The sequence below is a fragment of the Tsukamurella hominis genome, assembly GCF_965137015.1.
Taxonomy (GTDB): domain Bacteria; phylum Actinomycetota; class Actinomycetes; order Mycobacteriales; family Mycobacteriaceae; genus Tsukamurella; species Tsukamurella hominis.
Map to the genome: position 1 here is coordinate 94,511 of NZ_CBCRZG010000003.1, position 21,834 is coordinate 116,344.

20 protein-coding genes are annotated in these 21,834 nt (G+C 74.1%); 12 read left to right on the forward strand and 8 right to left on the reverse strand.

Annotation, left to right across the window (positions count from 1 at the left end; translation table 11 throughout):
- The first annotated feature begins 12 nt into the window (after positions 1 to 12).
- Positions 13 to 366, forward strand: a complete 354-nt coding sequence (locus ACM9LD_RS05210) for a sterol carrier family protein (RefSeq protein ID WP_102103408.1) — start codon at positions 13 to 15, stop codon at positions 364 to 366.
- A gap of 3 nt (positions 367 to 369) precedes the next feature.
- Here ACM9LD_RS05210 and ACM9LD_RS05215 read toward each other — a convergent pair whose 3' ends face one another.
- Positions 370 to 1,407 (reverse strand): LacI family DNA-binding transcriptional regulator, encoded by a 1,038-nt coding sequence (locus tag ACM9LD_RS05215; RefSeq protein ID WP_415675697.1) that lies wholly within the window; start codon positions 1,405 to 1,407, stop codon positions 370 to 372.
- A 127-nt stretch (positions 1,408 to 1,534) separates the two neighbouring features.
- On the opposite strand from ACM9LD_RS05215, the gene ACM9LD_RS05220 reads away from it, so the two are divergent.
- Both ACM9LD_RS05220 and ACM9LD_RS05225 read left to right on the forward strand, forming a co-directional pair.
- Complete coding sequence (locus tag ACM9LD_RS05220) at positions 1,535 to 2,995, forward strand: purine-cytosine permease family protein (RefSeq protein WP_415675698.1); 1,461 nt, start codon at positions 1,535 to 1,537, stop codon at positions 2,993 to 2,995.
- 3 nt (positions 2,996 to 2,998) lie between these two features.
- Entirely contained in the window at positions 2,999 to 4,618 is a 1,620-nt protein-coding gene (locus ACM9LD_RS05225; RefSeq protein WP_415675699.1) for an amidohydrolase, read from the forward strand.
- A gap of 16 nt (positions 4,619 to 4,634) precedes the next feature.
- Here ACM9LD_RS05225 and ACM9LD_RS05230 read toward each other — a convergent pair whose 3' ends face one another.
- Complete coding sequence (locus tag ACM9LD_RS05230) at positions 4,635 to 5,348, reverse strand: hypothetical protein (protein ID WP_415675700.1); 714 nt, start codon at positions 5,346 to 5,348, stop codon at positions 4,635 to 4,637.
- Between the two features lie 142 nt (positions 5,349 to 5,490).
- Here ACM9LD_RS05230 and ACM9LD_RS05235 point away from each other — a divergent pair, with 142 nt between their 5' ends.
- Both ACM9LD_RS05235 and ACM9LD_RS05240 read left to right on the forward strand, forming a co-directional pair.
- Positions 5,491 to 6,999: a glutamate-cysteine ligase family protein gene (locus tag ACM9LD_RS05235; protein ID WP_415675701.1), complete on the forward strand. Its 1,509-nt coding sequence runs from the start codon at positions 5,491 to 5,493 to the stop codon at positions 6,997 to 6,999.
- A 2-nt stretch (positions 7,000 to 7,001) separates the two neighbouring features.
- Complete coding sequence (locus tag ACM9LD_RS05240; protein WP_415675702.1) at positions 7,002 to 7,577, forward strand: putative glycolipid-binding domain-containing protein; 576 nt, start codon at positions 7,002 to 7,004, stop codon at positions 7,575 to 7,577.
- A gap of 21 nt (positions 7,578 to 7,598) precedes the next feature.
- Here ACM9LD_RS05240 and ACM9LD_RS05245 read toward each other — a convergent pair whose 3' ends face one another.
- Both ACM9LD_RS05245 and ACM9LD_RS05250 read right to left on the reverse strand, forming a co-directional pair.
- Positions 7,599 to 8,138 (reverse strand): DUF4334 domain-containing protein, encoded by a 540-nt coding sequence (locus ACM9LD_RS05245; protein WP_415675703.1) that lies wholly within the window; start codon positions 8,136 to 8,138, stop codon positions 7,599 to 7,601.
- A 40-nt stretch (positions 8,139 to 8,178) separates the two neighbouring features.
- Positions 8,179 to 9,525, reverse strand: a complete 1,347-nt coding sequence (locus tag ACM9LD_RS05250) for a TIGR01777 family oxidoreductase (RefSeq protein WP_415675704.1) — start codon at positions 9,523 to 9,525, stop codon at positions 8,179 to 8,181.
- 95 nt (positions 9,526 to 9,620) lie between these two features.
- Here ACM9LD_RS05250 and ACM9LD_RS05255 point away from each other — a divergent pair, with 95 nt between their 5' ends.
- The 6 genes from ACM9LD_RS05255 to ACM9LD_RS05280 all read left to right on the forward strand — a co-directional run bounded on the left by ACM9LD_RS05255 (position 9,621) and on the right by ACM9LD_RS05280 (position 14,987).
- Positions 9,621 to 10,883: an NAD(P)/FAD-dependent oxidoreductase gene (locus ACM9LD_RS05255; RefSeq protein ID WP_415675705.1), complete on the forward strand. Its 1,263-nt coding sequence runs from the start codon at positions 9,621 to 9,623 to the stop codon at positions 10,881 to 10,883.
- 14 nt (positions 10,884 to 10,897) lie between these two features.
- Entirely contained in the window at positions 10,898 to 11,620 is a 723-nt protein-coding gene (locus tag ACM9LD_RS05260; protein WP_415675957.1) for a DUF1365 domain-containing protein, read from the forward strand.
- Positions 11,617 to 12,903 (forward strand): class I SAM-dependent methyltransferase, encoded by a 1,287-nt coding sequence (locus tag ACM9LD_RS05265; RefSeq protein WP_415675706.1) that lies wholly within the window; start codon positions 11,617 to 11,619, stop codon positions 12,901 to 12,903. Before ACM9LD_RS05260 ends, ACM9LD_RS05265 begins: the two co-directional genes overlap by 4 nt.
- A gap of 82 nt (positions 12,904 to 12,985) precedes the next feature.
- Entirely contained in the window at positions 12,986 to 13,582 is a 597-nt protein-coding gene (locus ACM9LD_RS05270) for a lipocalin family protein (protein WP_415675707.1), read from the forward strand.
- 86 nt (positions 13,583 to 13,668) lie between these two features.
- Positions 13,669 to 14,235, forward strand: coding sequence for an ECF RNA polymerase sigma factor SigK (sigK, locus tag ACM9LD_RS05275; RefSeq protein WP_415675708.1), 567 nt, complete (start codon positions 13,669 to 13,671; stop codon positions 14,233 to 14,235).
- Positions 14,232 to 14,987 (forward strand): anti-sigma factor, encoded by a 756-nt coding sequence (locus tag ACM9LD_RS05280; protein WP_415675709.1) that lies wholly within the window; start codon positions 14,232 to 14,234, stop codon positions 14,985 to 14,987. The genes sigK and ACM9LD_RS05280 overlap by 4 nt, the downstream gene beginning before the upstream one ends.
- A gap of 44 nt (positions 14,988 to 15,031) precedes the next feature.
- Here ACM9LD_RS05280 and ACM9LD_RS05285 read toward each other — a convergent pair whose 3' ends face one another.
- Both ACM9LD_RS05285 and ACM9LD_RS05290 read right to left on the reverse strand, forming a co-directional pair.
- Positions 15,032 to 15,949, reverse strand: a complete 918-nt coding sequence (locus ACM9LD_RS05285) for an MBL fold metallo-hydrolase (protein WP_415675710.1) — start codon at positions 15,947 to 15,949, stop codon at positions 15,032 to 15,034.
- A gap of 25 nt (positions 15,950 to 15,974) precedes the next feature.
- Entirely contained in the window at positions 15,975 to 16,802 is an 828-nt protein-coding gene (locus ACM9LD_RS05290) for an SAM-dependent methyltransferase (protein ID WP_415675711.1), read from the reverse strand.
- 73 nt (positions 16,803 to 16,875) lie between these two features.
- Here ACM9LD_RS05290 and ACM9LD_RS05295 point away from each other — a divergent pair, with 73 nt between their 5' ends.
- Positions 16,876 to 18,195, forward strand: coding sequence for a diguanylate cyclase domain-containing protein (locus ACM9LD_RS05295; RefSeq protein WP_415675712.1), 1,320 nt, complete (start codon positions 16,876 to 16,878; stop codon positions 18,193 to 18,195).
- Here ACM9LD_RS05295 and ACM9LD_RS05300 read toward each other — a convergent pair.
- Together ACM9LD_RS05300 and purL are read right to left on the reverse strand one after the other, a co-directional pair.
- On the reverse strand, positions 18,165 to 19,559 hold the full coding sequence (locus tag ACM9LD_RS05300) for an amino acid permease (RefSeq protein WP_415675713.1): 1,395 nt from the start codon (positions 19,557 to 19,559) through the stop codon (positions 18,165 to 18,167). The two genes, ACM9LD_RS05295 and ACM9LD_RS05300, sit on opposite strands and share 31 nt — an antisense overlap.
- Positions 19,559 to 21,826, reverse strand: coding sequence for a phosphoribosylformylglycinamidine synthase subunit PurL (gene purL, locus ACM9LD_RS05305; RefSeq protein WP_415675714.1), 2,268 nt, complete (start codon positions 21,824 to 21,826; stop codon positions 19,559 to 19,561). The genes ACM9LD_RS05300 and purL overlap by 1 nt, the downstream gene beginning before the upstream one ends.
- Between the last annotated feature and the right edge of the window lie 8 nt (positions 21,827 to 21,834).

Below are 21,834 nucleotides of genomic sequence, written 5' to 3' on the forward strand. Positions count from 1 at the left end.
GATCCGGCGGAGATGCGGGCCGCCGTACTGGCCGTCCGGGACTGGATCGTCGACGACGACGCGCCCGCTCCCCCGCGCGCCGCGATCGCCGCCGCGGTCCGGTCCACGGCCCGCACCCTGGCGCAGGACGCGCCGGGCGGATCCGTCGAGGTGCGGGTGCCGCCCTTCGTCGCCGTGCAGTGCATCGAGGGACTGCGGCACACCCGCGGGACGCCCCCGAACGTCGTGGAGTGCGCGCCCCGCGTCTGGCTGCGGCTCGCGACGGGCCTCGTCACCGTCGACGAGGCGACGGAGGCCGCCGACCTCGCGGCCAGCGGCTCCCGCGCGGGCGAGATCGCGCGCTACCTGCCCATCCTGCGGCTGTAGCGCTCAGCGCGCCGTCGAGCCGCGGGGCACGAGCCGCCCGACGCCGGCGGGCTGGTCGGGCGCGCCCTCGTCCCGCAGCACCGCGACCAGCGTCGTCACCGCCCGCCTGGCCAGCTCCTCGGGCTGCAGGTCGACGGCCGTGATGTCCGCCGCGCGCGCCTCCTCGGCGTCGGAGCCCGCCGCGATCCGCACCGCGGCCGGCACCGCGTAGCCCCGCTCGCGCAACCGCTCGGCCGCCCCGGCGGCGGGCGCCGCGGCGAGGCAGTACAGCGCGTCGGGCACGCCGCCGACGCCCGGGACGGAGCCCGGCGGGAACCACCGGTCGACCGCGTCCACGCCCGCCTCCGCGCCCAGCGCGTCCGCGTGCACGATCACCGCGGCGGGCATCCCCCGGTCGGCGCACCAGGCGCGGTAGACCTCGATCGAGCGCAGTGACCACTCGTCCTGTTCGTCGGCGGCGAGGAAGGCGATCGCGCGGCTGCCCGCGGCCGCGAGGTGCTCGAGCACGTCGTGCGTGATGCGCTCGGTCTCGATCCCCACGTGCCCCGGCGCACCGTCGTCCCAGGTCCCGTCGTCGCGCGGGGGCAGCCCGACGGTGACGCAGGGCGTGCCGATCCGCTCGCACAGGTCGAGCAGCGGGTCGTCGCGGGTCGGCTCGGTCAGCAGGATCCCCTCGGCGGCGAGGGCGGCCGACGGGGCGTCGTCCCGCGCGGGGTCCCCGACCAGCATGAGGCAGTAGCCGGCGTCGAGCGCGGCCATCGCGGCGGCGCCCGCGAGCCGGAGGAAGTAGTCCACGCCGTGCAGCTGGCCCGGGTCGATCCGGTCCAGCGGCCGCACGACGAGCGCGAGCACGCTGAGCCGGTTGCGGCGCAACCCCTGCGCCAGCACGTCGGGCCGGTATCCCAGCGCGTGGGCCGCTGCGCGCACCCGTTCGCGCGTGTCCGCGGCGACGACGCCGTTGCCGCTGAACGTGTGCGAGACCGTCGTGACCGAGACGCCCGCACGACGGGCGACGTCGGCGATCCGGGGCCGGCTGGTCATGGCACCCACGCTAGACCCTCCGGTGATTCCACCCACACCCTTGTCCAAATCGTTTTGGCTACCTAGCGTGACTCGCGCCACACAGCGCCGCCGCCCCGCGCGGCGCGACCGATCCCGTGGAGGCCCGATGACGCCGATCCCGAAGCCCGCCCCGCCGGGACCGCCCGTGCCCGCCGCACCGTCCGCACCCGCGGCGACCCCGTCCCGGCCCCGGGTCGAGGCCCGCGGCATCGACGTCATCCCCGACGACGAACGCCACGGCCGCGCCCGCGACCTGTTCGCGCTGTGGTGCGCGCCCAGCATCAACTACCTGTCCGTCGTGGTCGGCGCGGCGCTCGTGCTCATGGGCCTCGAACTCTGGCAGGCCGTGGCCGTCGGAGTCGTCGGCTGCCTGTTCGCCGTGGTCACGGGGATCGTCGCGATCCCGGGGCCGGTATCGGGCACGCCGAGCCAGGTGACCACCCGCGCGATGTACGGGGTGCGCGGCAACCGGGTCGCGATCGCGGTCAACGGATGGTTCGTCTCGGTCTGCTACATCGCCATCAACTGGGCCGCGGCGGCCGCCGTCGGCTACACCCTGCTGCAGCATTTCGGGGTGCCGCTCGGAACCCCGGCCCAGCTCGTCGTCATCGCGGCCATCGCCACGGCGACGGTGACCGTCGCCGTCTTCGGGCAGGGCGTGATCAGCCGCCTCTACCCGCTGCTGTCGCTGATCCTCGGCGTCGTCTTCCTGGTCATGTCGGGCTTCGTGGCCTCCCGCGCCGACCTCGGCTTCGCGCAGCCGGCGCCGCTGCACGGCTTCGACCTGTGGGTCGCCGTCCTCGGCGGCCTCACCCTGGTGGCCGCCGCCCCGCTGTCGTACACGATCAGCTCCGACTTCGCGCGCTACCTCCCCGCGGACACCAGCGGATTCTCCGTCGCGGCGGCCACGGCCCTCGGCGGCGCGATCCCCGGCGTCGTCCTCGTCGCGGTGGGCGCCCTCGCGGCGACCGCGGTCGACATGTCCGACCCCCAGGCGGGCCTCATCGCACTGATCCCGTCGTGGTTCGTGCCGGTCTTCCTCGTCGCCGTGATCGTGAGCACCATCAGCAACAACGCGCTCACCTCGTACAGCGCCGGGCTCGCCCTGCAGTCGGTCGGCGTGCCCCTGAGCCGGGCGCGGGCGGTCGCTGTCACGGGCCTCCTCGGCGCGCTGCTGACCCTGTACGCGCTGTTCGTGTCCGACTTCCTCGGCGCGGTCAGTAGCGCCCTGTCGATGCTGGTCGTCCTCGTGGGACCGATCATGGCGGTGTACGTGACCGACATCGTGCTGCGCCGCGGCCGCTACGACGGGACGGCGCTCAGCGACGTCTCGCCCGCCTCGCGGTTCTGGTTCACGCGCGGCGTGAACGCGGCCGGCGCGGTCTCGGTCCTCGCCGCGGCCGGCCTGGCCCTGCTGTGCGCGCACACCGTCGAGTTCCGCGGGCCGATCGCCGTCGCCCTCGGCGGGATCGACCTCTCGCTCCCGGTCGGCGTCCTCGTCGCCGCCGGCCTGTACGCCCTGCTCACCCGCATCCTCTACGGATTCCCCACCCCTGAATCGGAGTAGTCCATGACCACCACCCTGCACCGCGGCGGCCGGATCTTCACCGCCGACCCGGATCGCCCCTGGGCCGAGGCCCTCGTCGAATCCGCGGGCGCACTGCGCTTCGTCGGTTCCGACACCGACGCGCGCGAGCACGTCCGCGGCATCGACGACCTGCGGGTCGTCGAGCTCGACGGTGCCGTGGTCCTGCCCGGCTTCGTCGACGCCCACACCCACCTCGTCCACCTCGGCTCCTCGCTCGGACACCTCGACCTCCTCGGCGCCCGCGACGCGGCCGACCTGCAGGAGCGCCTGCGCGCCTACGCCGCGCAACATCCCGACGCGCCGCGCCTCATCGGCGGGCAGTGGCTGTTCGAGCCGCTCGCCGGGCGCGCCCCCGACCGGCACCTGCTCGACGAGGCCGTCGCCGATCGCCCCGTCTACCTGCACTCGAACGACATGCACTCGATCTGGGTCAACACCGCCGCCCTGGCCGAGCTCGGCATCGACGACGCGACCCCGGACCCCCTCGGCGGCACCATCGGCCGCGACGCGGCCGGCGCGGCCACGGGCATGCTCTACGAGACGGCGGCCCTGGGCCTGGCCGAGGACTTCCTCGCGGGCCTGGTCACCGACGCCGACCGTGACCGCGCCCTCGACGCCGCGGTCGCCGCCTACCTGGCGGCGGGCGTGACGGGCGCCGTCGACATGGGGATGCGCGGCGACGACCTCGCCGCCCTCGAGCGCGCCGCGGCCGACGGCCGGCTGGGGATCCGGGTCGCCGCGCACTGGCTCATCGCGCCGACGGGCGACACCGCGGCGGACCTGGCGCAGGTCGGCGAGGCGCGCGCGCACGCCGAACGGCTGGCCGGCGGGCCGATCCGGATCGCGGGCGTCAAGATCATGGTCGACGGCGTCATCGACAGCTGCACCGCCGCCATGCGGGCGCCCTTCGCCGACGGCAGCCGGCCCGGCCCCATCTGGCCGCTGGACGCCCTGGAGCCGGTGGTCCGGGCCGCCGACGCCGCGGGCCTGCAGGTGGCGATGCACGCCATCGGCGACGAGGCCTCCGACATCGCGCTCACCGCGCTCGAGCGGGCGATCGAGGCCAACGGCCCGCTCGATCGGCGGCACCGGCTCGAGCACCTGGAGACGGTCGCGGAGGAGAACGTCGCGCGGCTCGCCCGGCTGGGCGCCGTCGCGTCCATGCAGCCGGTGCACGCCGACCCGGCGATCCAGGCGACCTGGCGCGCCAACCTGGGCGATCACCGCGTGGAGCGGGGCTACCCGTGGCCCGAGTTCACCGCCGCCGGCGCCGTACTGGCCTTCGGTTCCGACGCCCCCACGGCGCCGCACCCGCCCCTGCCGAACATGTTCGTCGCGTCCACCCGGCGGTCGGCGATCGACCCGTCGCTGCCGGCGAACCTCCCGGAACTGGCCCTGCCACTCGCCGCGGCCCTCGGGCACGGGACCCGCGACGCGGCGTACTCGTGTCGGTGGGAGGACGTCGCCGGGACGCTCCGGGCCGGCCTGGCCGCGGACTTCGTCGTGCTCGACGCCGATCCGTTCGTCGCGGGCGAGGACGCCCTGCTCACGGCGAAGGTCGCGCGGACCGTCGTGGGCGGCCGGACGGTGGCCGGGAGCTGAGCCCCGGCAGGGCCGCCTACTTCGCGGTGCGGACCTTGTTCGTCGCCGCGGTGAGGGCCTGCGTGAAGCCCGCGCGGTCGGCGCGTCCGGTGTCGCTCACCGTGGTCGAGACCAGGAGCACGGCGTAGCCGCGGACCTGCTCGCCGCCGATGAGCTGCTCCTGCACGAAGCGCGTGTCCTCACCGTCGACGGTGACGGTGCCCGTGGCCCGGGTGAACACGGCCCGCGCGCCCTTCGGCGCGCCCGGGAGCGCGACGGGCGCGGAGGTGGCGTTCATGACGACCCGGTCGGCCGAGCCGGGCTTCGGGTTCATCTCGATGCGGATGTTCTCGCAGCCGGCGGGGATGCGGAGCGCGTTGTCCAGCGAGCCCGCCGAGGAGAGCGTCTCCGACAGGGCGGTCCGCTTCGCCTCGTTGACCGCCACGACGATCGGCATGCCCGCGGCGCGGCCGAGGGCCGCGCGGTCGATCGTGGGCGCACAGTGCGCCGGGGTCACGCGGGCGCCGGAGATGCCGGTGCCGACGGAGTCGGTGATCTCGGACAGCTCCTTCGGGCTCACCTTCTGCACCTGGTAGCCGGCGGGGAACTCGCCCTGGGTCAGCAGGAGCTTCGCCGCCGGCGTGGTCGGCTTCGCGGGCGCGGCGGACGCGATGCCCGACGGGGCCAGGGCCGCCGGGGCGGCGAGGGCGAGGGCCGTGACGGCCAGGGCGGAACGACGGACGGCGCGCATGAGGATCCCCTATCGGTTCGGCATCGATGATGGCGACGATAGTTCATCACCCATGCGCGTGGGTGAACAACCGACAGTGCGGGCGCGGCCGATGACTCCATTCGCCCCCGCGCGCCGCGCCGCTTCTGCAAAGCTGCGAGCCATGGGTGCCGATGTCGATGCCAGGGTGTTCACACGCGAGGACCGCATGCGGTTCCGCCGTCAGGTCCAGCGCGGAACGGACGCCATCGCGCGCATGCTGGCAGAGGGCCTGTTCACGGACGACGGTGCGCCGCCGGAGCCGCTGCTCGGCATGGAGGTCGAGCTGAACCTCGTCGACGACGAGATGGAGCCGGCGATGGCGAACGCGGAGGCGCTGGACGCCATCGCCGATCCGGACTTCCAGACCGAGCTGGGTCAGTTCAACATCGAGATCAACGTGGCCCCAAGGCCGTTCGTCGACCAGAGCACCGAGAACCTCGAGGACTCCCTGCGCGAGTCGCTGAACCGCGCCGACGAGCGGGCCCGCGCCGCGGGCTCGAACCTGGTCATGATCGGGATGCTCCCGACGCTCGACGAGGAGCACTTCGGCAAGCAGTGGTTCTCCGCGAATCCGCGCTACGACCTGCTCAACGAGCAGGTCTTCGCCGCCCGCGGCGAGGACATCGAGATCGACATCGAGGGCGCCCCGCTGCCCGGCGCGGTGGTCGGCGAACGGCTCGACATCACCTCGGACACCATCCTCCCCGAAGCGGCGTGCACGTCTCTGCAGCTGCACCTGCGGGTGGCGCCCGAGGACTTCGCGGCGCACTGGAACGCGGCACAGGCGATCGCGGGCGTGCAGGTGGCGATCGCCGCGAACTCGCCCTTCCTCGCGGGGAAGGCGCTGTGGCACGAGACCCGCATCCCGCTCTTCGAGCAGGCCACCGACACCCGCCCCATCGAGCTGCGCAATCAGGGTGTGCGGCCGCGGGTCTGGTTCGGCGAGCGGTGGATCACCTCCACGTTCGACCTGTTCGAGGAGAACACCCGCTACTTCCCCGCGCTGCTGCCGGTGTGCAGCGACGTCGACCCGCTCGAGGTGGTCTCCCGCGGCGAGTCCCCGGAGCTGCCCGAGCTCCGCATGCACAACGGCACCGTCTACCGCTGGAACCGCCCCGTCTACGACGTGGTCGACGGGCACGCCCACCTGCGGGTGGAGAACCGGGTACTGCCCGCGGGCCCGACGGTGGTGGACACCATGGCGAACGCCGCCTTCTACTACGGCGTGGTCCGCGCGCTGGTGGAGGCCGACCGCCCCATCTGGACCCAGATGAGCTTCGACGCCGCCACCGAGAACCTGCACTCCGGCGCCCGCGACGCCTTCGACGCCGGCCTCTACTGGCCGAACGTCGGCTGGATCCGGCCCGACGAGCTGGTGCTCCGCCGCCTGCTGCCGCTCATGGACGCCGGCCTCAAGTCCTACGGCGTGGGCTCCAAGTCGCGCGAGCGGTACATGCAGGTGCTCGAGGGGCGCTGCGTCCAGCGCCAGACCGGCTCGTCGTGGCAGCGGCAGGCCGTCGCGAACCGCGAGGCCGCGGGCGAGTCCCGCGAGCAGGCGCTGCGCGGCATGCTCGCCGACTACGTGCAGCTCATGCACGAGGGGAACCCGGTGCACACCTGGGAGGTGTGACCGTGCGCCTCGACCCGGCACCTCCGAGCGCCTCGTGGACGCATCGGGAGGCCCGCGCGGGGTTCGAGATCGTTTTCTTCCGAACCGGTTCCGGCGGCACGCTCGTCACCGGCCGCACCACCGCCGACGAGGCCGGGGCGCTCTGGTCGGTCGGGTACGCGATCGAGGTCGACGAAGCGTGGGCGACTCGCACGGTCCGCGCCACGGGGCTGATCGACGGGTCCGACCGCTCGACGGAACTGCGACGCGGCCCGGACGGTCGGTGGACCGTCGACGGCCGCCACCGACCCGAGCTCGACGGTTGCGTCGACGTGGACTTCGAGTCCTCCGCGGTGACCAACACGCTGCCCGTCCATCGGATCGACTTCGTCCCCGGGACCGCGGTCGACGTCCCCGCGGCGTTCGTCCGCGCCGACCTCACCGTGCACCGGCTCGAGCAGAGCTACGCCCTGATCGACACCACCGACGGACCCCGCTTCGACTACGCGTCATCGACGTTCGACTTCGCGTGCGAACTGCGCTACGACACCGCGGGACTCGTGCTCGACTACCCGGGGATCGCCGTCCGCTACTCCTGAGCGGTCCGGCCCCGCGCACGCTCAGCGGCGCAGCACGAAGAAGAACGGCGGCACGTCGCGCAGGTCCATGACGCCCAGCAGGGTGCCGTCGTCCACGCGGCGGAAGTGGTCGTTGATGGGCAGCGCGTCGTAGCTCATGGTCGCGGTGACGACGCCGCGGTGCTCCATCATCCGCAGCCGCGCACGGGGTTTCGACGTGCGCACGAGCCGCAGCCCGCGGCGGGCCAGCGGCGCGGTCGCGGTGAGCAGCGCCCTGGGCAGCCGCATCGACGCGCCCAGCGGCATGGCGGCGGGATTCACCGGGTACGGCCCGCGCGGACCGTCGAAGACGAGCGGCTGCACGTCGTTCGCGGAAGCGAAGCGCTTGCCGTGCCAGCCGTACAGTTCCAGCAGCCCGTCCATGGGGTGACCGGTGTCGAGGCCCTCGCCGCGCCAGTCACCGAGGATGTCGGCCACCTGCACCGCGGGCAGCGCGTCGTAGAGCGCGAAGGCCTCGGTCGCGGTGCCCGCGGCCTGCAGGCGGGCCAGTTCCGCCGCCGGTACTCCGGGTGTCGTGGTCATCGGTCCTCCTCGTCGGCGCCGTCGCCCCGACGGTACGCGCTCAGCCGCCGAGCAGGTGCGAGAGCGCGTCGTCGACCGCGGGGTACCGGAAGGCGTGGCCCCTCTGCTCGAGCACGGCGGGCCGCACGCGCTGGGAGGCGAAGGCGAGGTCGTCGGCGCCCTCGCGTCCGAGGAGGAGCGCCGGGCCGAATGCGGGGACCGGGAGCAGGGTCGGCCGGTGCACGGCCCGCCCGAGGGCGCGGGTGTAGGCCGCGTTGCGCACCACGCCGGGCGCGACGGCGTTGACGGGTCCCGACAGACCGGTGTCCCACAGCGCCCGGTGGTAGACGTCCACGAGGTCGTCGATGCTCACCCACGGCTGCCACTGGCGGCCGTCGCCGAGCCGGCCCCCGAGTCCTGCGCGGAACAGCGGCAACAACAGCTTCAGCGTCCCGCCCTGCGGCGCCTGGACGATGCCGGTACGCACCGTGACCACGCGGGTCCCGTCGCCGGCCCCGTCGTGCGCGGCGGCCTCCCAGCGGCGCACCACGTCCGCAAGGAAGTCGGGCTCCGCGGGCGCCGCCGACTCCTCGGTGAGGATCTCATCGCCCCGGTCGCGCCCGTACCAGCCCACGGCCGAGGCGCTGACGAACACGGGCACGCCGGCCCGGGCGGCGGCGCGGGCCAGCAGGCGGGTCGGCTCGATCCGGCTCTCGGCGATCCGTTCCTTGTGCGCCGGCGTGAACCGCCCGGCGATGCTCGCGCCGGCGAGGTGGACGACGGCGTCCACCCCCTCCAGGGCGGCGGGGTCGGGCGCGGCGGGGTCCCAGCGGCGTTCGTCGTCGGACCGCGGCTCGCCGCGGACCAGCCGCAGCAACCGGTGCCCGCCGGTACTGAGGAACGCCGCGAGGTCGGTGCCCACGAGGCCGGACGCGCCCGTCACGGCGATCGTCGAGGACGCCAGGCCCGCGTCGGCCGCCCGACGGTGCGCCGCGAGGTCCCCGGCGAGGCGCCGGTAGCGGAAGGCGATGACCTCCGAGAGCAGGCGTTCGGGCACGGGGGTTCGCACCTCGTCGGTCACCCGGGTGCGGGTCGCGTCGACGGGCTCGAAGCCGTGGACGTGCCGCCACGGGAACAGGCCCGCGGGAAGGGAGCGGGCGCCGCCCGCGGAGACCTCGTCGACGAAGCGCCGCCCGGCCACGTACTCCGACGGGTCGTGCACGGCGCGCCACTGCAGGCCGCCGGGGAGGTCGATCACCGTCACCCCGTCGGCGAGCGACGTCGCCTGCGACCGGAGCCGCATCGGCAGCCAGGGCGCCTGGAGGCGGGCGAACGCCCCGGGGCGGGAGAACCAGTCGAAGACCTCGTCGACGGGGGCGTCGACGACTGCGGATCCGTGTATTCCCATGGCTCCACGCTAGCCCCGGGACACCGCGAGCACACGGTGGGAAATCTCTCCGCGCCCGTTCCCATCCGGCGGCGCCGCGGCTCCGAATGACGGGCATGAACGATGCGAACAAGCGCTTCGCGGTGATCGGCAGCGGCGTCAGCGGGCTGATGGCCGCCCACGAGCTGAGCCGGTCGGCGCGGGTCACGCTCTACGAGCGGGACGTCCGTCTCGGCGGACACGCCCACACCCACACGGTCGACCTCGGGTTCGACGACCCGGTGCAGGTGGACTCCGGGTTCATCGTCCACAACGACCGCACGTATCCGGTGCTGTGCGGCCTGTTCGAGGAACTCGGCGTCGCCACCCGGGACGCCGAGATGAGCATGTCGATCCGCGACGACGCGCGCGGCGTCGAGTTCGCGGGAGGCAAGGGGATCCGCGGCCTCCTGCCCACGCCGCGTCACCTCATCGACGCCGGTCACCTGCGACTCCTCGCCGAGGTGCCGCGGTTCCACCGGCGTGCACGCGCCCACCTCCACGGCGGGACGGCGGACCTGCCGCTCGGCGCGTTCGTCCTGCGCGAGGACTTCAGCGAGCGCCTCGTGGAGGGCTTCCTCCGCCCGCTGGTGGCGGCCGTGTGGTCGTGCCCGCCCGACGACGTCGACGCCTACCCGGCCCGCCACCTGTTCCGGTTCCTCGACAACCACGGCATGCTCACCGTCGGGCGGTCGCTGCAGTGGCGCACCGTCGTCGGGGGATCCGCGCGGTACGTGGAGAAGGTCGCGGCCGGGGTCGCCGACGTGCGGACCGGTACCGGGGTGCGCAGCCTGGCACGCACGGACCGGGGCGTGCGGATCGTCGACGACGCCGGGACCGCGGAGGAGTTCGACGGTGCCGTGGTCGCAGTCCACCCGCACCAGGCGCTGGCGCTCCTCGACGGGCCGACCGCCCTCGAGCGCGAGCTGCTGGGCGCGATCCGGTACACCCCGAATCCCGCTCTGCTGCACACGGACACCTCGCTGCTGCCGCGCACCGAGAACGCCCGCGGTTCGTGGAACTACCTCGCCACCGGCGACGGGCGGCCGGTCTCGGTGACCTACGACCTGACCCGCCTCATGGGCTTGCCCCGCGGGCGCGAGACCGCGCTGGTGACGCTCGGGGGCGCGGACCTCGTCGACCCCGCGCGGGTGCTCGCCGAGCTGCCCTACGAGCATCCCTCGTTCACCACGGATTCCGTCGCCGCGGCCCGGCGCCTGGACGAGATCTCCGGCCCGGGGCTCGCTTTCGCGGGGGCGTATCACGGCTGGGGCTTCCACGAGGACGGCGCGGCGTCGGGCCTGCGCGCCGCCCGCCGCCTGGTCGGGGAAGCGCCGTGACCCGCCCGCCCGCGATGTACGACACCGAGATCGGGCACCTGCGGCGCTCCCCCGTCGAGTACGGCTTCCGGCACCGGAGTGCGAGCTGGTTCATCGACGTCGACGCCCCGCCCACCGTGCCGTGGTGGCTGCGCCCCCTGGTCTCGTTCCGGGCCGCCGACCACCTGTCCCCCGTCGCCGACGGTGCCGACACCCTCCGGCGCCGGGTCGAGCAGACGCTGCGCGACAACGGCGCCGAGGTCCCCGGCGGGCCGATCACCGCGCTCCTCAACGCGCGCTGCCTGGGCTACGTCTTCGACCCGCTGACGGTCTTCTGGTGCCACGACGCCGCCGGGGAGGTCCGGGCGATCGTCGCCGAGGTGCACAACACCTACAGCGGGCGGCACGCCTACGTGCTGGGCCCCGGGGCGCATGCCGGCGCGTCGGTCGCCAAGGAGTTCTACGTCTCCCCGTTCCACCCCGTGGACGGCGTGTACCGCCTCCGCATGCCCGAGCCGGACGGGGAGCTGTCCATCGACGTGGTGCTCGAACGGCCCGGCAGGGCCCCGTTCACCGCCCAGTGGCGGGGCACCCGCCGCCCCGCGACGCCGGGACGGATCCTGTTGTCGCAGCTGCGCGCCCCGCTCGTGCCGCTGCTCGTCGCCGTCCGGATCCGCCGGCACGGCATCCGCTTGTGGGCCTCCGGCCTGCCGCTCGTCCCCCGCCCCGGCTCCACCGACCAGAAAGCGCACCCGTGACCGTCGATCTCGCACCCCGCAGCTCCGACGCCGGCCACCTCGGCGTCCCCGTCCCCGCCGGGCTCCGCGGGCGCCTCCTGGGCCGCGCGGCCCGCGGTCTCCTCGCGCGCGCCGCCGGCCGCAGCGGGGTGGAGATCCTCGCCGCGGGTGCTCCCGCCCCCGCGGGTCCGGCGATCGTGCTCCACGCCCCGGACGCCGTGCACCGCAGGATCGGAACGTCTCGCCTCATCGGCTTCGGCGAGGCCTACGTGGCCGGGGAGTGGGACTCCCCGGACCTGGTCGCGGCCCTCACCGCGCTGGCGGAGCGGATGCCCGAGCTGGTGCCGCGGTGGCTGCAGTCGCTGCGCCGCCTCGCCGCAGTCGCGCGGCCCCGCACCGAGCTCGGCACACCCGACCACGTCCGGGACAACGTCTCCCACCACTACGACCTCTCGAACGAGCTGTTCGCGACGTTCCTCGACGAGACCCTCACCTACTCGAGCGCGCTGTTCTCCCGCGACGAGATCCCGGACGGGGAGCCCGGCGTGACCCGCGCGGGGGACGCCGGAGCACCCCGCCGGCCGGCGCTGAGGGACGCGCAGCACGCCAAGATCGACCGCCTGCTGGACGCCGCCGGTGTGGGCCCCGGCACGCGCCTGCTCGAGATCGGGACCGGCTGGGGTGAGCTCTGCCTGCGCGCGGCCGCGCGGGGCGCGACGGTCCGCTCGGTGACGCTCTCGACGGAGCAGCGCGCCCTGGCGCTCGAGCGGATCGCCGCGGCCGGGCTCGCCGATCGGGTGCGGGTGGACCTGCTCGACTACCGCCGCATCGACGGCGTCTACGACGCGGTCGTCTCCGTCGAGATGATCGAAGCCGTCGGCGCCGCGCACTGGGACGAGTACTTCGCGACGCTGGCGCGGCTCGTGGAACCGCACGGTCGGATCGCGCTGCAGGCGATCACGATGCCGCACGACCGGATGCTCGCCACGCTGCGCACGTACACGTGGATCCAGAAGTACGTCTTTCCCGGCGGGATGCTGCCGTCCACCGAGGCGATCGCCGCGGCCGCCGGAACCGCCGGGCTCGGCATCCGCGCCCGGCACCGGTTCGGGGCGCACTACGCGCACACGCTGCGCCTGTGGCGCGAGCGCTTCCTCGCCGATCCCGACACGCTGCCGCCGCCCGCGGACACGCCCGGGTTCCGCCGCCTGTGGGAGTTCTACCTCGCGTACAGCGAGGCCGGCTTCCGGTCGGGCTACCTGGACGTGCAGCAGATCGTGCTCGCGCCGGCAGGGGCGCGATGAGCGGCCTCCTCCTGGCCACCGCCGCCTCGCGCGCGGCCCGCACGTCCTTCTTCGTCCCCCGACCTCCCCGAGGAGAGAACCGATGAACCGCACCGCCCGCTCCGCCGCCATCGCCGGCACCGCTGCCCTCGCCGTCGCGACAGCCGTCGCCGCCCCCGCCGCCGCGTCACCCCTCGGCCCCGTCGCGAAGGTCGACGTGGCCCGCTACGCCGGGACCTGGCACCAGCTCGCCGCGATCCCCGCGCCGTTCAGCGTGCAGTGCGCGCGCGACACCACGGCGACCTACCGGATCGTCGACGCGACGAACGTCTCCGTCCACAACACCTGCACCACGTGGACCGGGGCGACCTCCTCGATCCGGGGCAACGCCCGCGTCACCGATCCCCGCACGACGGCACAGCTCCACGTCTCGTTCCCGGGTGTCCCCACCCAGGAGGCCCTCGACGGTCCGCCCAACTACGTGGTCGCGGCCCTGGCGCCCGACTACTCGTGGGCGTTCGTCGGCGATCCGGCGCGCCGCAGCGCCTTCGTCCTGTCCCGCACGGCGGCGGTGCCGCCCGCCCGGTGGGCGGAGCTGCGCGCCACCGCGGAGCGGCTCGGCTACAACGCGTGCACGATCCTGAGCACGCCCACCACCGGGGGACTCGAGCGGATCGCGCCGCTGTGTGCGCTCCCCTGACGGTGCTGCGCCCCGCGGTCGGGGGCGGAATCCGGTCCGGTGCGCCGGGAGCCGGTAACGTACCGCGGGACGAAGGAGGCACCTGGATGACTCGTGCGCGAACCGAGGCCGACGACCTGCTCGAACGCACCGCGGCCGGCGACGTCGGGGCCTTCCGCGAACTGTACGAGCGCACCGGTCGCCTGGTCTTCGGCACGGCGCTGCGGGTGATCGGGGACCGCGGTTACGGCGAGGAGATCACCCAGGAGGTGTATCTCGAGGCGTGGCGCAAGGCCGCCGATTTCGACGCCGCCCGCGGCTCGGCCGAGGCGTGGCTCGTGACGATCGCGCACCGCCGGTCCGTCGACCGGGTCCGCGCCGAACGCTCCCGCGGCGAGCGCGAGAACACCTTCGCGCACGCCAGCTACCAGCGCCCGCACGACGTGGTGTCCGAGACCAGCGAACGGCGCGAGGACTCCGGCGCCGTGGTCGACTGCCTCGACACGCTGAGCGACCCGCAGCGCGACGCCCTCACCATGGCCTACTACGGCGGTCACACGTACCGCGAGGTCTCGGAGCGGCTGGACGCCCCGCTCGCCACCGTGAAGAGCCGCATTCGCGACGGCATCGCGCGCCTGCGCCGGTGCCTGGAGCCCCTCGGAGTGCTGTCATGACCGACGCGCCGGAGGGGACCGGGGGCGAGGACGTCCTCCTCGACGACGCGGAGGTCTACGCACTGCACGCCGTCGACGCGAACGAGCGGTCGGGCATCGAGGCGGCGCGCGAGGCGGCGGCCGCCGACGTCCGCGAGGAGTTCGACGCCCGGGTGGGCGCGGTGCGCGAGACCATGGCGGCGCAGGCCGCCCAGCACGGGGTCGAGCCGCCCGCGGAGGTCTTCGAGCGCGTCCTCGCCGAGGTCGTCGACGACCCGGGGGTCACGCCGATCCGCCGGCGCCGCCGGCCGTCGCGCACGGCGCTGCGCGCGGTCGCCGCGGCGGCCGTCGTGGTGGTCGCCGTCGCGGCCGGCGTCGTCCTCGGCCGCTCGGTCCTCGCCGGGCAGGACGGCCGGGCACCGTCGGAGACGGAGATCGTGCTCGCGGCGCCCGACGCGCGGACCGCGCAGGCGCGGGTCGGCGACGCGACGATCTCGTTCATCTACTCGCGCGAGCGCAACGCCGGCGTGGTGCTGATGAACGACGTCCCGCCGCCGCAGGACGGCACCGTCTACCAGATGTGGCTGATGGATCCGGGCGGCAGCGCCCGCTCCCGCGGCACGATGACGCAGGCCGACGTGCGCCCCACGACGACGGCGGCGGTCACGTCGATCGACGGCGCGGTGACGTTCGGCATCTCGATCGAGCGCCCGGGCGGCGCGGCCACCCCGTCGGACCGGATCGTGACGACCCTGCCGATCGCGCCACGCTGACCCGCGCCGGCCGGCCGGGCGGCCGCGGCGGGCGCGCGGCCGGCCTAGTCGCGCCAGGGGTCGGTGCGCCGCCACGGCGTCGGAAGGTGCAGGGGCACAACGTCCTCGGCCGCCAGCCGGGTGAGTGCCGCCATCGACACGTCGAGGTCGTCGCCCGCGTAGGGCAGGGCACGCAGGCCCCGGTCCAGCGGCCGGAAGAAGTCGTCCCAGTGGGTCAGGACCACACGCCGGGCGCCCACCGTGCGGACCGTCTCGGACCAGTACTGCTCGATGTAGGCGCCGGACTGCAGGCCCAGCTGCCCGATGCCCAGGTACGCGACCTCCGCGCTGCGGCCGGTCAGCGCCCCGGCCACGAACCCGGCGCTCCCGACGACGAGTGCCGTGCGCTCGGTCGCGCGGTGGCGCACCAGCATCGACCACGCCTCCCCGCAGCGATAGGCCGACGCGCGCACGGGCGGGATGACCGGGCGGGTGATCTGCCCCGGGTACCGGTCGGGCGGGCAGTGGTGGCCCTCGATCAGGGTGATGTCGAAGCCGCCGAAGGCTTGCGGTGCAGTGTCCCGGACGACCCTGACCTGCGTGCCGGGCAGCGCGTGCCCCAGGTGCGCGACGGATGCGCCGCCGACCAGGACGGCCCCGGTCCGCTCCGCGATCGCGGCGGAATCCATCGCGTGGTCGAAGTGCGTGTGCACCGGCACCACCGCGTCGAGGCGCTCGGCGCCCAGCCGCCGCAGCCCGGCCTCGATACGCGGGACGGACGGCTCCAGGCGCCGCACTCCCACCGACAGGAGCGACGGCCGCGAGAAGAAGCCGTCCGTCATGATCGCCGACGTTCCGTCGCTGATCAGCAGGGTGGTCACGCCGGCCCACGTCACGGTGACGGGCGCCGCCGGCGACGCCGTGGAGTCGTCGACGAACGACGCGTAGTCCGACAGCCGCGGCCGCCCGGGCTTGATCCTCATCGGCCCATGATGGCACCGCGCCGGATCACACGACCCGGCCCACGCCGACGTAGCCGTAGTCGCAGCGCAGCTGCGCCTCGGTGAGCGGGTACTCGGGACGCCACCGGCCGTAGCGCACCAGGCCCGGCTCGAGGATCTCCGTGCCCTCGAGCCAGGAGAGGATCTCCGCGCGGGGCCGAACGTTCAGCGGGGTACTGGTCTGCTCGTATCGCCGACGCACCCACCGCAACTCGGCGGCGATCTCGGGGTGGGCGGAATCGTCGGAGACGTGCGACAGGGCGATCATGCTGCCCGGGACGGCGGGCTCCCGGTACCGGCGGAGCAGCCCGGCCGGGTCGTCCCCGTCGCCGACGAAGACGAACGTCCCGACCGCGAGCAGCCCGACGGGGCGAGTGAAGTCGATGAGCCCGCGGGTCACGGGGTGGTTCAGAACGGCGTCGGGGTCGCGGATGTCGACCTTGAGCACCCCCGCGTGCGGATCGTCGCCGACGAGTTGGCGCCCGAGCTCGAAGGCGATCGGCTCGCGATGGACGAAGACGGTCCGCGCCTCGGGGTTGACCAGCCGCGCCAGCTCGTGGACGGTGCCGCCCGCCGTGATGCCCGAGCCGAGGTCGAGGAACTGGTCGATGCCCGCGTTCGCCATCGTCTGCACCGCGCGGCGAGCGAAGGTCCGGGTGAGCCGAGCGCCGAGCGCCCAGTGCGGGGCTTCCCGGGCGATCTCCTCGCCGGCGTCCCGGTCGACCGGGAGGTAGCTGGTGCCGCCCAGGAAGTAGTCGTAGAGCCGCGATCCGTTGGGGCGGTCCATGTCCAGCGGGATCGTCGACGGTGCGTCTGGCGGTTCGAGATTCGTCATTGCAACGTCGAATCTAACCGAACTCGGCGCCCCGCGTAGAGTGCTCGGACAGAACCGGGATCGAGGAGGGGCAGTGGGGGAATCCTCGTCACCGCTGGGCTTCCTCGCGCGCGGTGAGTCCGTCGTCGCGTTGCTCGTGGACGAGTTCCTCATGGCGATCGCGGACGACGTCTACCTCCCCCTGCCCGCCGCCGTTGTCCGCGCGGACCTGCTGACGGCCTTCCAGTCCGTGATCGCCGCGCTCGGAGCCGACGACTTCGACCCGGCGGTGGGCCGCGACGTCGGTCGCCTGCTGGTCTCGCTGCAGATCACCGTGCCCGCGGGCGCCGCCGCGGGCGGCCGGGCGATCGCGACCCTGCCCGACGCGCTGGTCCGGGAGCCGACGGCGGAGGTCCGGCGCCGGACGGCCCTGATCCTCGCGGAGTACACCGCCGGCTACGCCGAGGCCCTCACGCGCCGGATCATCGACGGGCAGGCCGTGGTGCACCGGGCGGCGCAACTGGCCCGGCGGTCGGCCGAGGAGGGCGAGCGGCAGGCGCAGGCGCGGCTGCGCGTGATGTTCGAGCACGCCCGCTCCCCCGTCTTCGTCGCCGACGAGAACGGCCGCATCCTCGAGGCCAGCTCGGCGATGACCCGCATGATGCAGGCCAACCCGACCCTGCTGGGACCGTCGGGCGACGACGTGCGGCCGCTGCTCTCCGACGATGCCGTCGACGTCGAGCGGGTACTGCGGGAGCTGGCCGAGGCGGACGACGAGAGCGTCACCCGGTTCCTCGAGCACCGCCGGCTGCGCTTCCTGGGCGACACGAGCGTCGGCCGCTGGGCGCTGAGCCGGGTGCCCGCCGAGGGCGACCGCCCGCCGCTCCTGGTGGGTGTCGGGCACGACGTCACGGAGCTGCGCGCGACGAACGCCGAGCTCAGCCATCTCGCCCACCACGACGCGCTGACGGGGCTGCCGAACCGGCGCCGGCTGCGCGAGGACCTGGCGGACGCGCCCGCCGGCAGGGTCGGCTTCTGCCTCGTCGACCTCGACGGCTTCAAGGCGGTGAACGACCGGCTCGGGCATGCGGTGGGCGACCGACTGCTCGGGGCGATCGCGGCGCGGATCCGCACCGCGCTCACGGGCGTCGGCATCCTCTACCGCGTGGGCGGCGACGAGTTCGCGGTCCTCGTCTCCCCGCCCTTCCGGCCCGGCGACGCGGCGCAGCTCGTGCACCGCTCCCTGTCGACGCCCGTCGAGCTGCCCGCGGCCGAGGGCGCCGAGGCGCACGTGGTGCGGATCGGCGCGAGCATCGGCACCACGACGACCGCGGAGGCCGGGACCTCGGTGGAGGCGCTCATCGTCGCGGCGGACGCGGGGCTCTACCGCTCCAAGGACGCGCGCCGGGCCTGACCGCGCGCGTGCACGGTCCCGGCGATCCACAGCAGCGCGACGATCGCGGAGGTCGAGAGCACCTGGTACCGGACGTCGTCGTTGGCGATCGCGAGGACCACGATGCCCAGCAGCACCACGAGGACGGCCCACGAGAGGTACGGGTAGCCCCACATCGTCAGCGGTAGGCGGGTCCCGTCGCGCTCGGCGCGGCGACGCAGCACGATCTGCGAGGCGATGGTGGCGAGCCAGGTGACGATGAGCGTCGACCCGACGACGGCCAGCAGCCGGTCCAGCACCTCGGAGCCCCACACGTACGTCGCGGGCACGGCGAGGAAGCCGATCGCCGAGCTCGCGAGCACCGCGAGGACGGGCACGCCCGACGGGTTCGCGCGCCCGAAACCGGCGGGCGCCATCCTCCGCTCGGCGAGCGAGTAGAGCATCCGCGAGCTGCCGTACAGGTTCGCGTTGAGGGAGCTGAGCAGCGCGACGACGATGACCACGCCGAGAGTGGTGCCCACCGCGGGCAGCCCCGCGGCCTGGAGCACGGCGACGAAGGGCTCCTTCGCGACGGCCGGGTCGTCCCAGGGCAGCGCGAGCAGGATCACGGCGACGCTGCCGACGTAGAAGACCAGGATCCGCCAGACCGTGGCGCGGATGGCCCGCCCGACGGTGCGCTCGGGGTCCCGGGTCTCGGCCGCCGCGACGGCCACGATCTCGATGCCGCCGAAGGCGAAGGCCACCACGAGCAGCGCGGCGACGACGCCGCTGATGCCGTGCGGCGCGAAGTCGGTGAGGTTGCCCAGCCCGGGCGACGGTGCGCTCGTCCAGCCGAGCAGGTAGCCGACGCCGATGACCAGGAAGAGCGCGACGAAGACGACCTTGATCAGCGAGAACCAGAATTCGAACTCGCCGAAGCCGCGGACCCCGGCCAGGTTGAGCGCGGTCAGCGCGACCATGAAGACGAGCGCCCACCCCCACACGGGCGGCCCGCCGGGCAGCAGCCCGTTCAGGATCGCGGCGGCGGCGACGGCCTCCGCGGCCACCACCAGGCACAGCTGCACCCACCAGAGCCAGCCGACGGCGAACCCGGCGCCGGGCCCGAGGGCGCGGCCGGCGTAGTAGGAGAAGGCGCCGGGGTTCGGGTCGGCGGCGACCATCTCGCCGAGCATCCGCATGACGGCGATCACGACGAGCCCGGCCACGGCGTAGGCGATGAGCACCGCCGGGCCCGCCAGCGCAATGCCCTTGCCGGCGCCCACGAACAGGCCCGCGCCGATCGCGGAGCCGAGGCTCATCATGATCAGGTGCCGGGCCCGGAGGCCGGCGTGCAGGCCCTCCTCGGGCGCGGCCGCTGCGGTGTTCTCGCCCGACGGTGCCGCCATCAGGCGAACAGCGCGGGCAGCGTGCCCTCGTGCGCGGCGCGCAGGTCGGCCAGCGTCACGCTGAACCGGCCCTGGACCTCGACGGAGTCGCTGCCCTGGTCGACCACGCCGATGCGCACGGCCGGGAGCTCGCGGGCCGCGCACATGGCGGCGAACCGGGTCTCCTCGGTGCGCGGCACGGCGACGAGGACGCGGCCCGTCGACTCCGAGAACAACTGGACGAAGGCGTCGGAGCCCTCGGGCAGCAACAGGCGGCAGCCCGTCTCGCCGGCCAGCGCCGCCTCGACGACGGCCTGCCACAGGCCGCCCTCGGAGAGGTCGTGCGCGGCGGACACGAGGCCGTCGCGCGAGGCGGCAGTGAGCACGTCGGCGAGCAGCTTCTCGCGGCCCAGGTCCACGCGGGGCGGCACGCCGCCGAGGTGGTCGTGCTCGACCTGCGCCCAGATGGAGCCGTCGAACTCGTCATGCGTGTCGCCCAGCAGGTACAGCGTCTCGCCGGGCTCGGTGCCGAGGCCCGTCGGGATGCGGCGCCGCACGTCGTCGATCACGCCGAGCACGCCGATCACCGGAGTCGGGAGGATCGCGGTGCTGCCGGTCTGGTTGTAGAAGCTGACGTTGCCGCCGGTCACGGGGATGCCCAGTGCGACGCAGCCGTCGGCGATGCCGTGCACGGCCTGCTGGAACTGCCACATCACGCCCGGGTCCTCCGGCGAGCCGAAGTTGAGGCAGTCGGTGACGGCCTTCGGCGTCGCGCCGGTGACGGCGACGTTCCGGTAGGCCTCGGCGAGCGCGAGCTGCCCGCCGACGTAGGGGTCCAGGTAGGTGTAGCGGCCCGAGGCGTCGGTGGAGAGGGCGATGCCGCGCTGGGTGCTCTCGTCGATGCGGATGACGCCGCCGTCGGCGTGCTCGGCGAGCACGGTGTTGCCGCGGACGTAGCGGTCGTACTGCTCGGTGATGAACTTGCGCGAGCACAGCGCCGGCGAGGCGAGCAGCTTCAGGGCGGTGGCGCGCAGCTCGTCGTCGGAGGCGGGGCGCCGCAGGCCCGCCGTGGTGTCGGCGATGAGCGCGTCCATGAACGCGGGCCGCTCGACGGGCCGGGTGTAGACGGGGCCGTCGTGGGCGATCGTGCGCGCGGGGGCGTCGACGACGGTCTCGCCGTGCCAGTCGATGACCAGGTGCTCGCCGTCGGTGACCTCGCCGATGACGGTGGCGAGCACGTCCCACTTGGCGCACACGGCCATGAACTCGTCGACGTTCTCCGGGGTCACCACGGCGCACATGCGCTCCTGAGACTCGGAGGAGAGGATCTCCGCGGCGCTCATGCCCTGCGCGCGGCAGGCCACCTGGTCGAGGTCGACGTACATGCCGCCGTCGCCGGCGGCGGCCAGCTCCGAGGTGGCGCAGGAGAGGCCGGCGCCGCCGAGGTCCTGGATGCCGACGACGAGCTTCTCGCGGTACAGGTCCAGGCAGCACTCGATGAGCACCTTCTCCATGAACGGGTCGCCCACCTGCACCGACGGCAGCTTCTTGGGCTTCTCGTCCGCGTCGAAGCTCTCGGAGGCCAGCACCGAGACGCCGCCGATGCCGTCGAGGCCGGTGCGGGCGCCGAACAGGATGATCTTGTTGCCCTTGCCGGAGGCGAAGGCCAGGTGCAGGTCCTCGGTGCGCAGCACGCCGGCGCACAGCGCGTTGACCAGCGGGTTACCGGCGTAGGAGGCGTCGAACACGGTCTCGCCGCCCACGTTGGGCAGGCCGAGGGAGTTGCCGTAGCCGCCGACGCCGCGCACGACCCCGTCGAGCACGCGGCGGGTGTCGGGGGCGTCGGCCGGGCCGAACCGCAGCTGGTCCATCACGGCGATCGGGCGGGCGCCCATGGCCATGATGTCGCGGACGATGCCACCCACGCCGGTGGCCGCGCCCTGGTAGGGCTCCACGTACGACGGGTGGTTGTGCGACTCGACCTTGAAGGTCACGGCCCAGCCGTCGCCGATGTCCACGACGCCGGCGTTCTCGCCGATGCCCGCGAGCATCGTCGAGCGCATCTCGTCGGTGGTGGTCTCGCCGAAGTACCGCAGGTGCACCTTGGAGCTCTTGTAGGAGCAGTGCTCGGACCACATCACCGAGTACATGGCGAGTTCGGCGTCGGTGGGCCGGCGGCCGAGGATCTCGCGGATCCGCTGGTACTCGTCGTCCTTGAGTCCGAGCTCGCGGTACGGCTGGTCGACATCGGGCGTGGAGGCGGCGTGGGTCACCGTGTCTACGTGCACCAGCCCAG

What these genes read in the sequence shown, in the direction of transcription:
- ACM9LD_RS05210 (WP_102103408.1), top strand. Translation starts at nt 13, where the DNA reads ATGCGGGCCGCCGTACTGGCCGTCCGGGACTGGATCGTCGACGACGAC.
- ACM9LD_RS05215 (WP_415675697.1), bottom strand. Translation starts at nt 1,407, where the DNA reads ATGACCAGCCGGCCCCGGATCGCCGACGTCGCCCGTCGTGCGGGCGTC.
- ACM9LD_RS05220 (WP_415675698.1), top strand. Translation starts at nt 1,535, where the DNA reads ATGACGCCGATCCCGAAGCCCGCCCCGCCGGGACCGCCCGTGCCCGCC.
- ACM9LD_RS05225 (WP_415675699.1), top strand. Translation starts at nt 2,999, where the DNA reads ATGACCACCACCCTGCACCGCGGCGGCCGGATCTTCACCGCCGACCCG.
- ACM9LD_RS05230 (WP_415675700.1), bottom strand. Translation starts at nt 5,348, where the DNA reads ATGCGCGCCGTCCGTCGTTCCGCCCTGGCCGTCACGGCCCTCGCCCTC.
- ACM9LD_RS05235 (WP_415675701.1), top strand. Translation starts at nt 5,491, where the DNA reads ATGGGTGCCGATGTCGATGCCAGGGTGTTCACACGCGAGGACCGCATG.
- ACM9LD_RS05245 (WP_415675703.1), bottom strand. Translation starts at nt 8,138, where the DNA reads ATGACCACGACACCCGGAGTACCGGCGGCGGAACTGGCCCGCCTGCAG.
- ACM9LD_RS05250 (WP_415675704.1), bottom strand. Translation starts at nt 9,525, where the DNA reads ATGGGAATACACGGATCCGCAGTCGTCGACGCCCCCGTCGACGAGGTC.
- ACM9LD_RS05255 (WP_415675705.1), top strand. Translation starts at nt 9,621, where the DNA reads ATGAACGATGCGAACAAGCGCTTCGCGGTGATCGGCAGCGGCGTCAGC.
- ACM9LD_RS05260 (WP_415675957.1), top strand. Translation starts at nt 10,898, where the DNA reads ATGTACGACACCGAGATCGGGCACCTGCGGCGCTCCCCCGTCGAGTAC.
- ACM9LD_RS05270 (WP_415675707.1), top strand. Translation starts at nt 12,986, where the DNA reads ATGAACCGCACCGCCCGCTCCGCCGCCATCGCCGGCACCGCTGCCCTC.
- sigK (WP_415675708.1), top strand. Translation starts at nt 13,669, where the DNA reads ATGACTCGTGCGCGAACCGAGGCCGACGACCTGCTCGAACGCACCGCG.
- ACM9LD_RS05280 (WP_415675709.1), top strand. Translation starts at nt 14,232, where the DNA reads ATGACCGACGCGCCGGAGGGGACCGGGGGCGAGGACGTCCTCCTCGAC.
- ACM9LD_RS05285 (WP_415675710.1), bottom strand. Translation starts at nt 15,949, where the DNA reads ATGAGGATCAAGCCCGGGCGGCCGCGGCTGTCGGACTACGCGTCGTTC.
- ACM9LD_RS05290 (WP_415675711.1), bottom strand. Translation starts at nt 16,802, where the DNA reads ATGACGAATCTCGAACCGCCAGACGCACCGTCGACGATCCCGCTGGAC.
- ACM9LD_RS05300 (WP_415675713.1), bottom strand. Translation starts at nt 19,559, where the DNA reads ATGGCGGCACCGTCGGGCGAGAACACCGCAGCGGCCGCGCCCGAGGAG.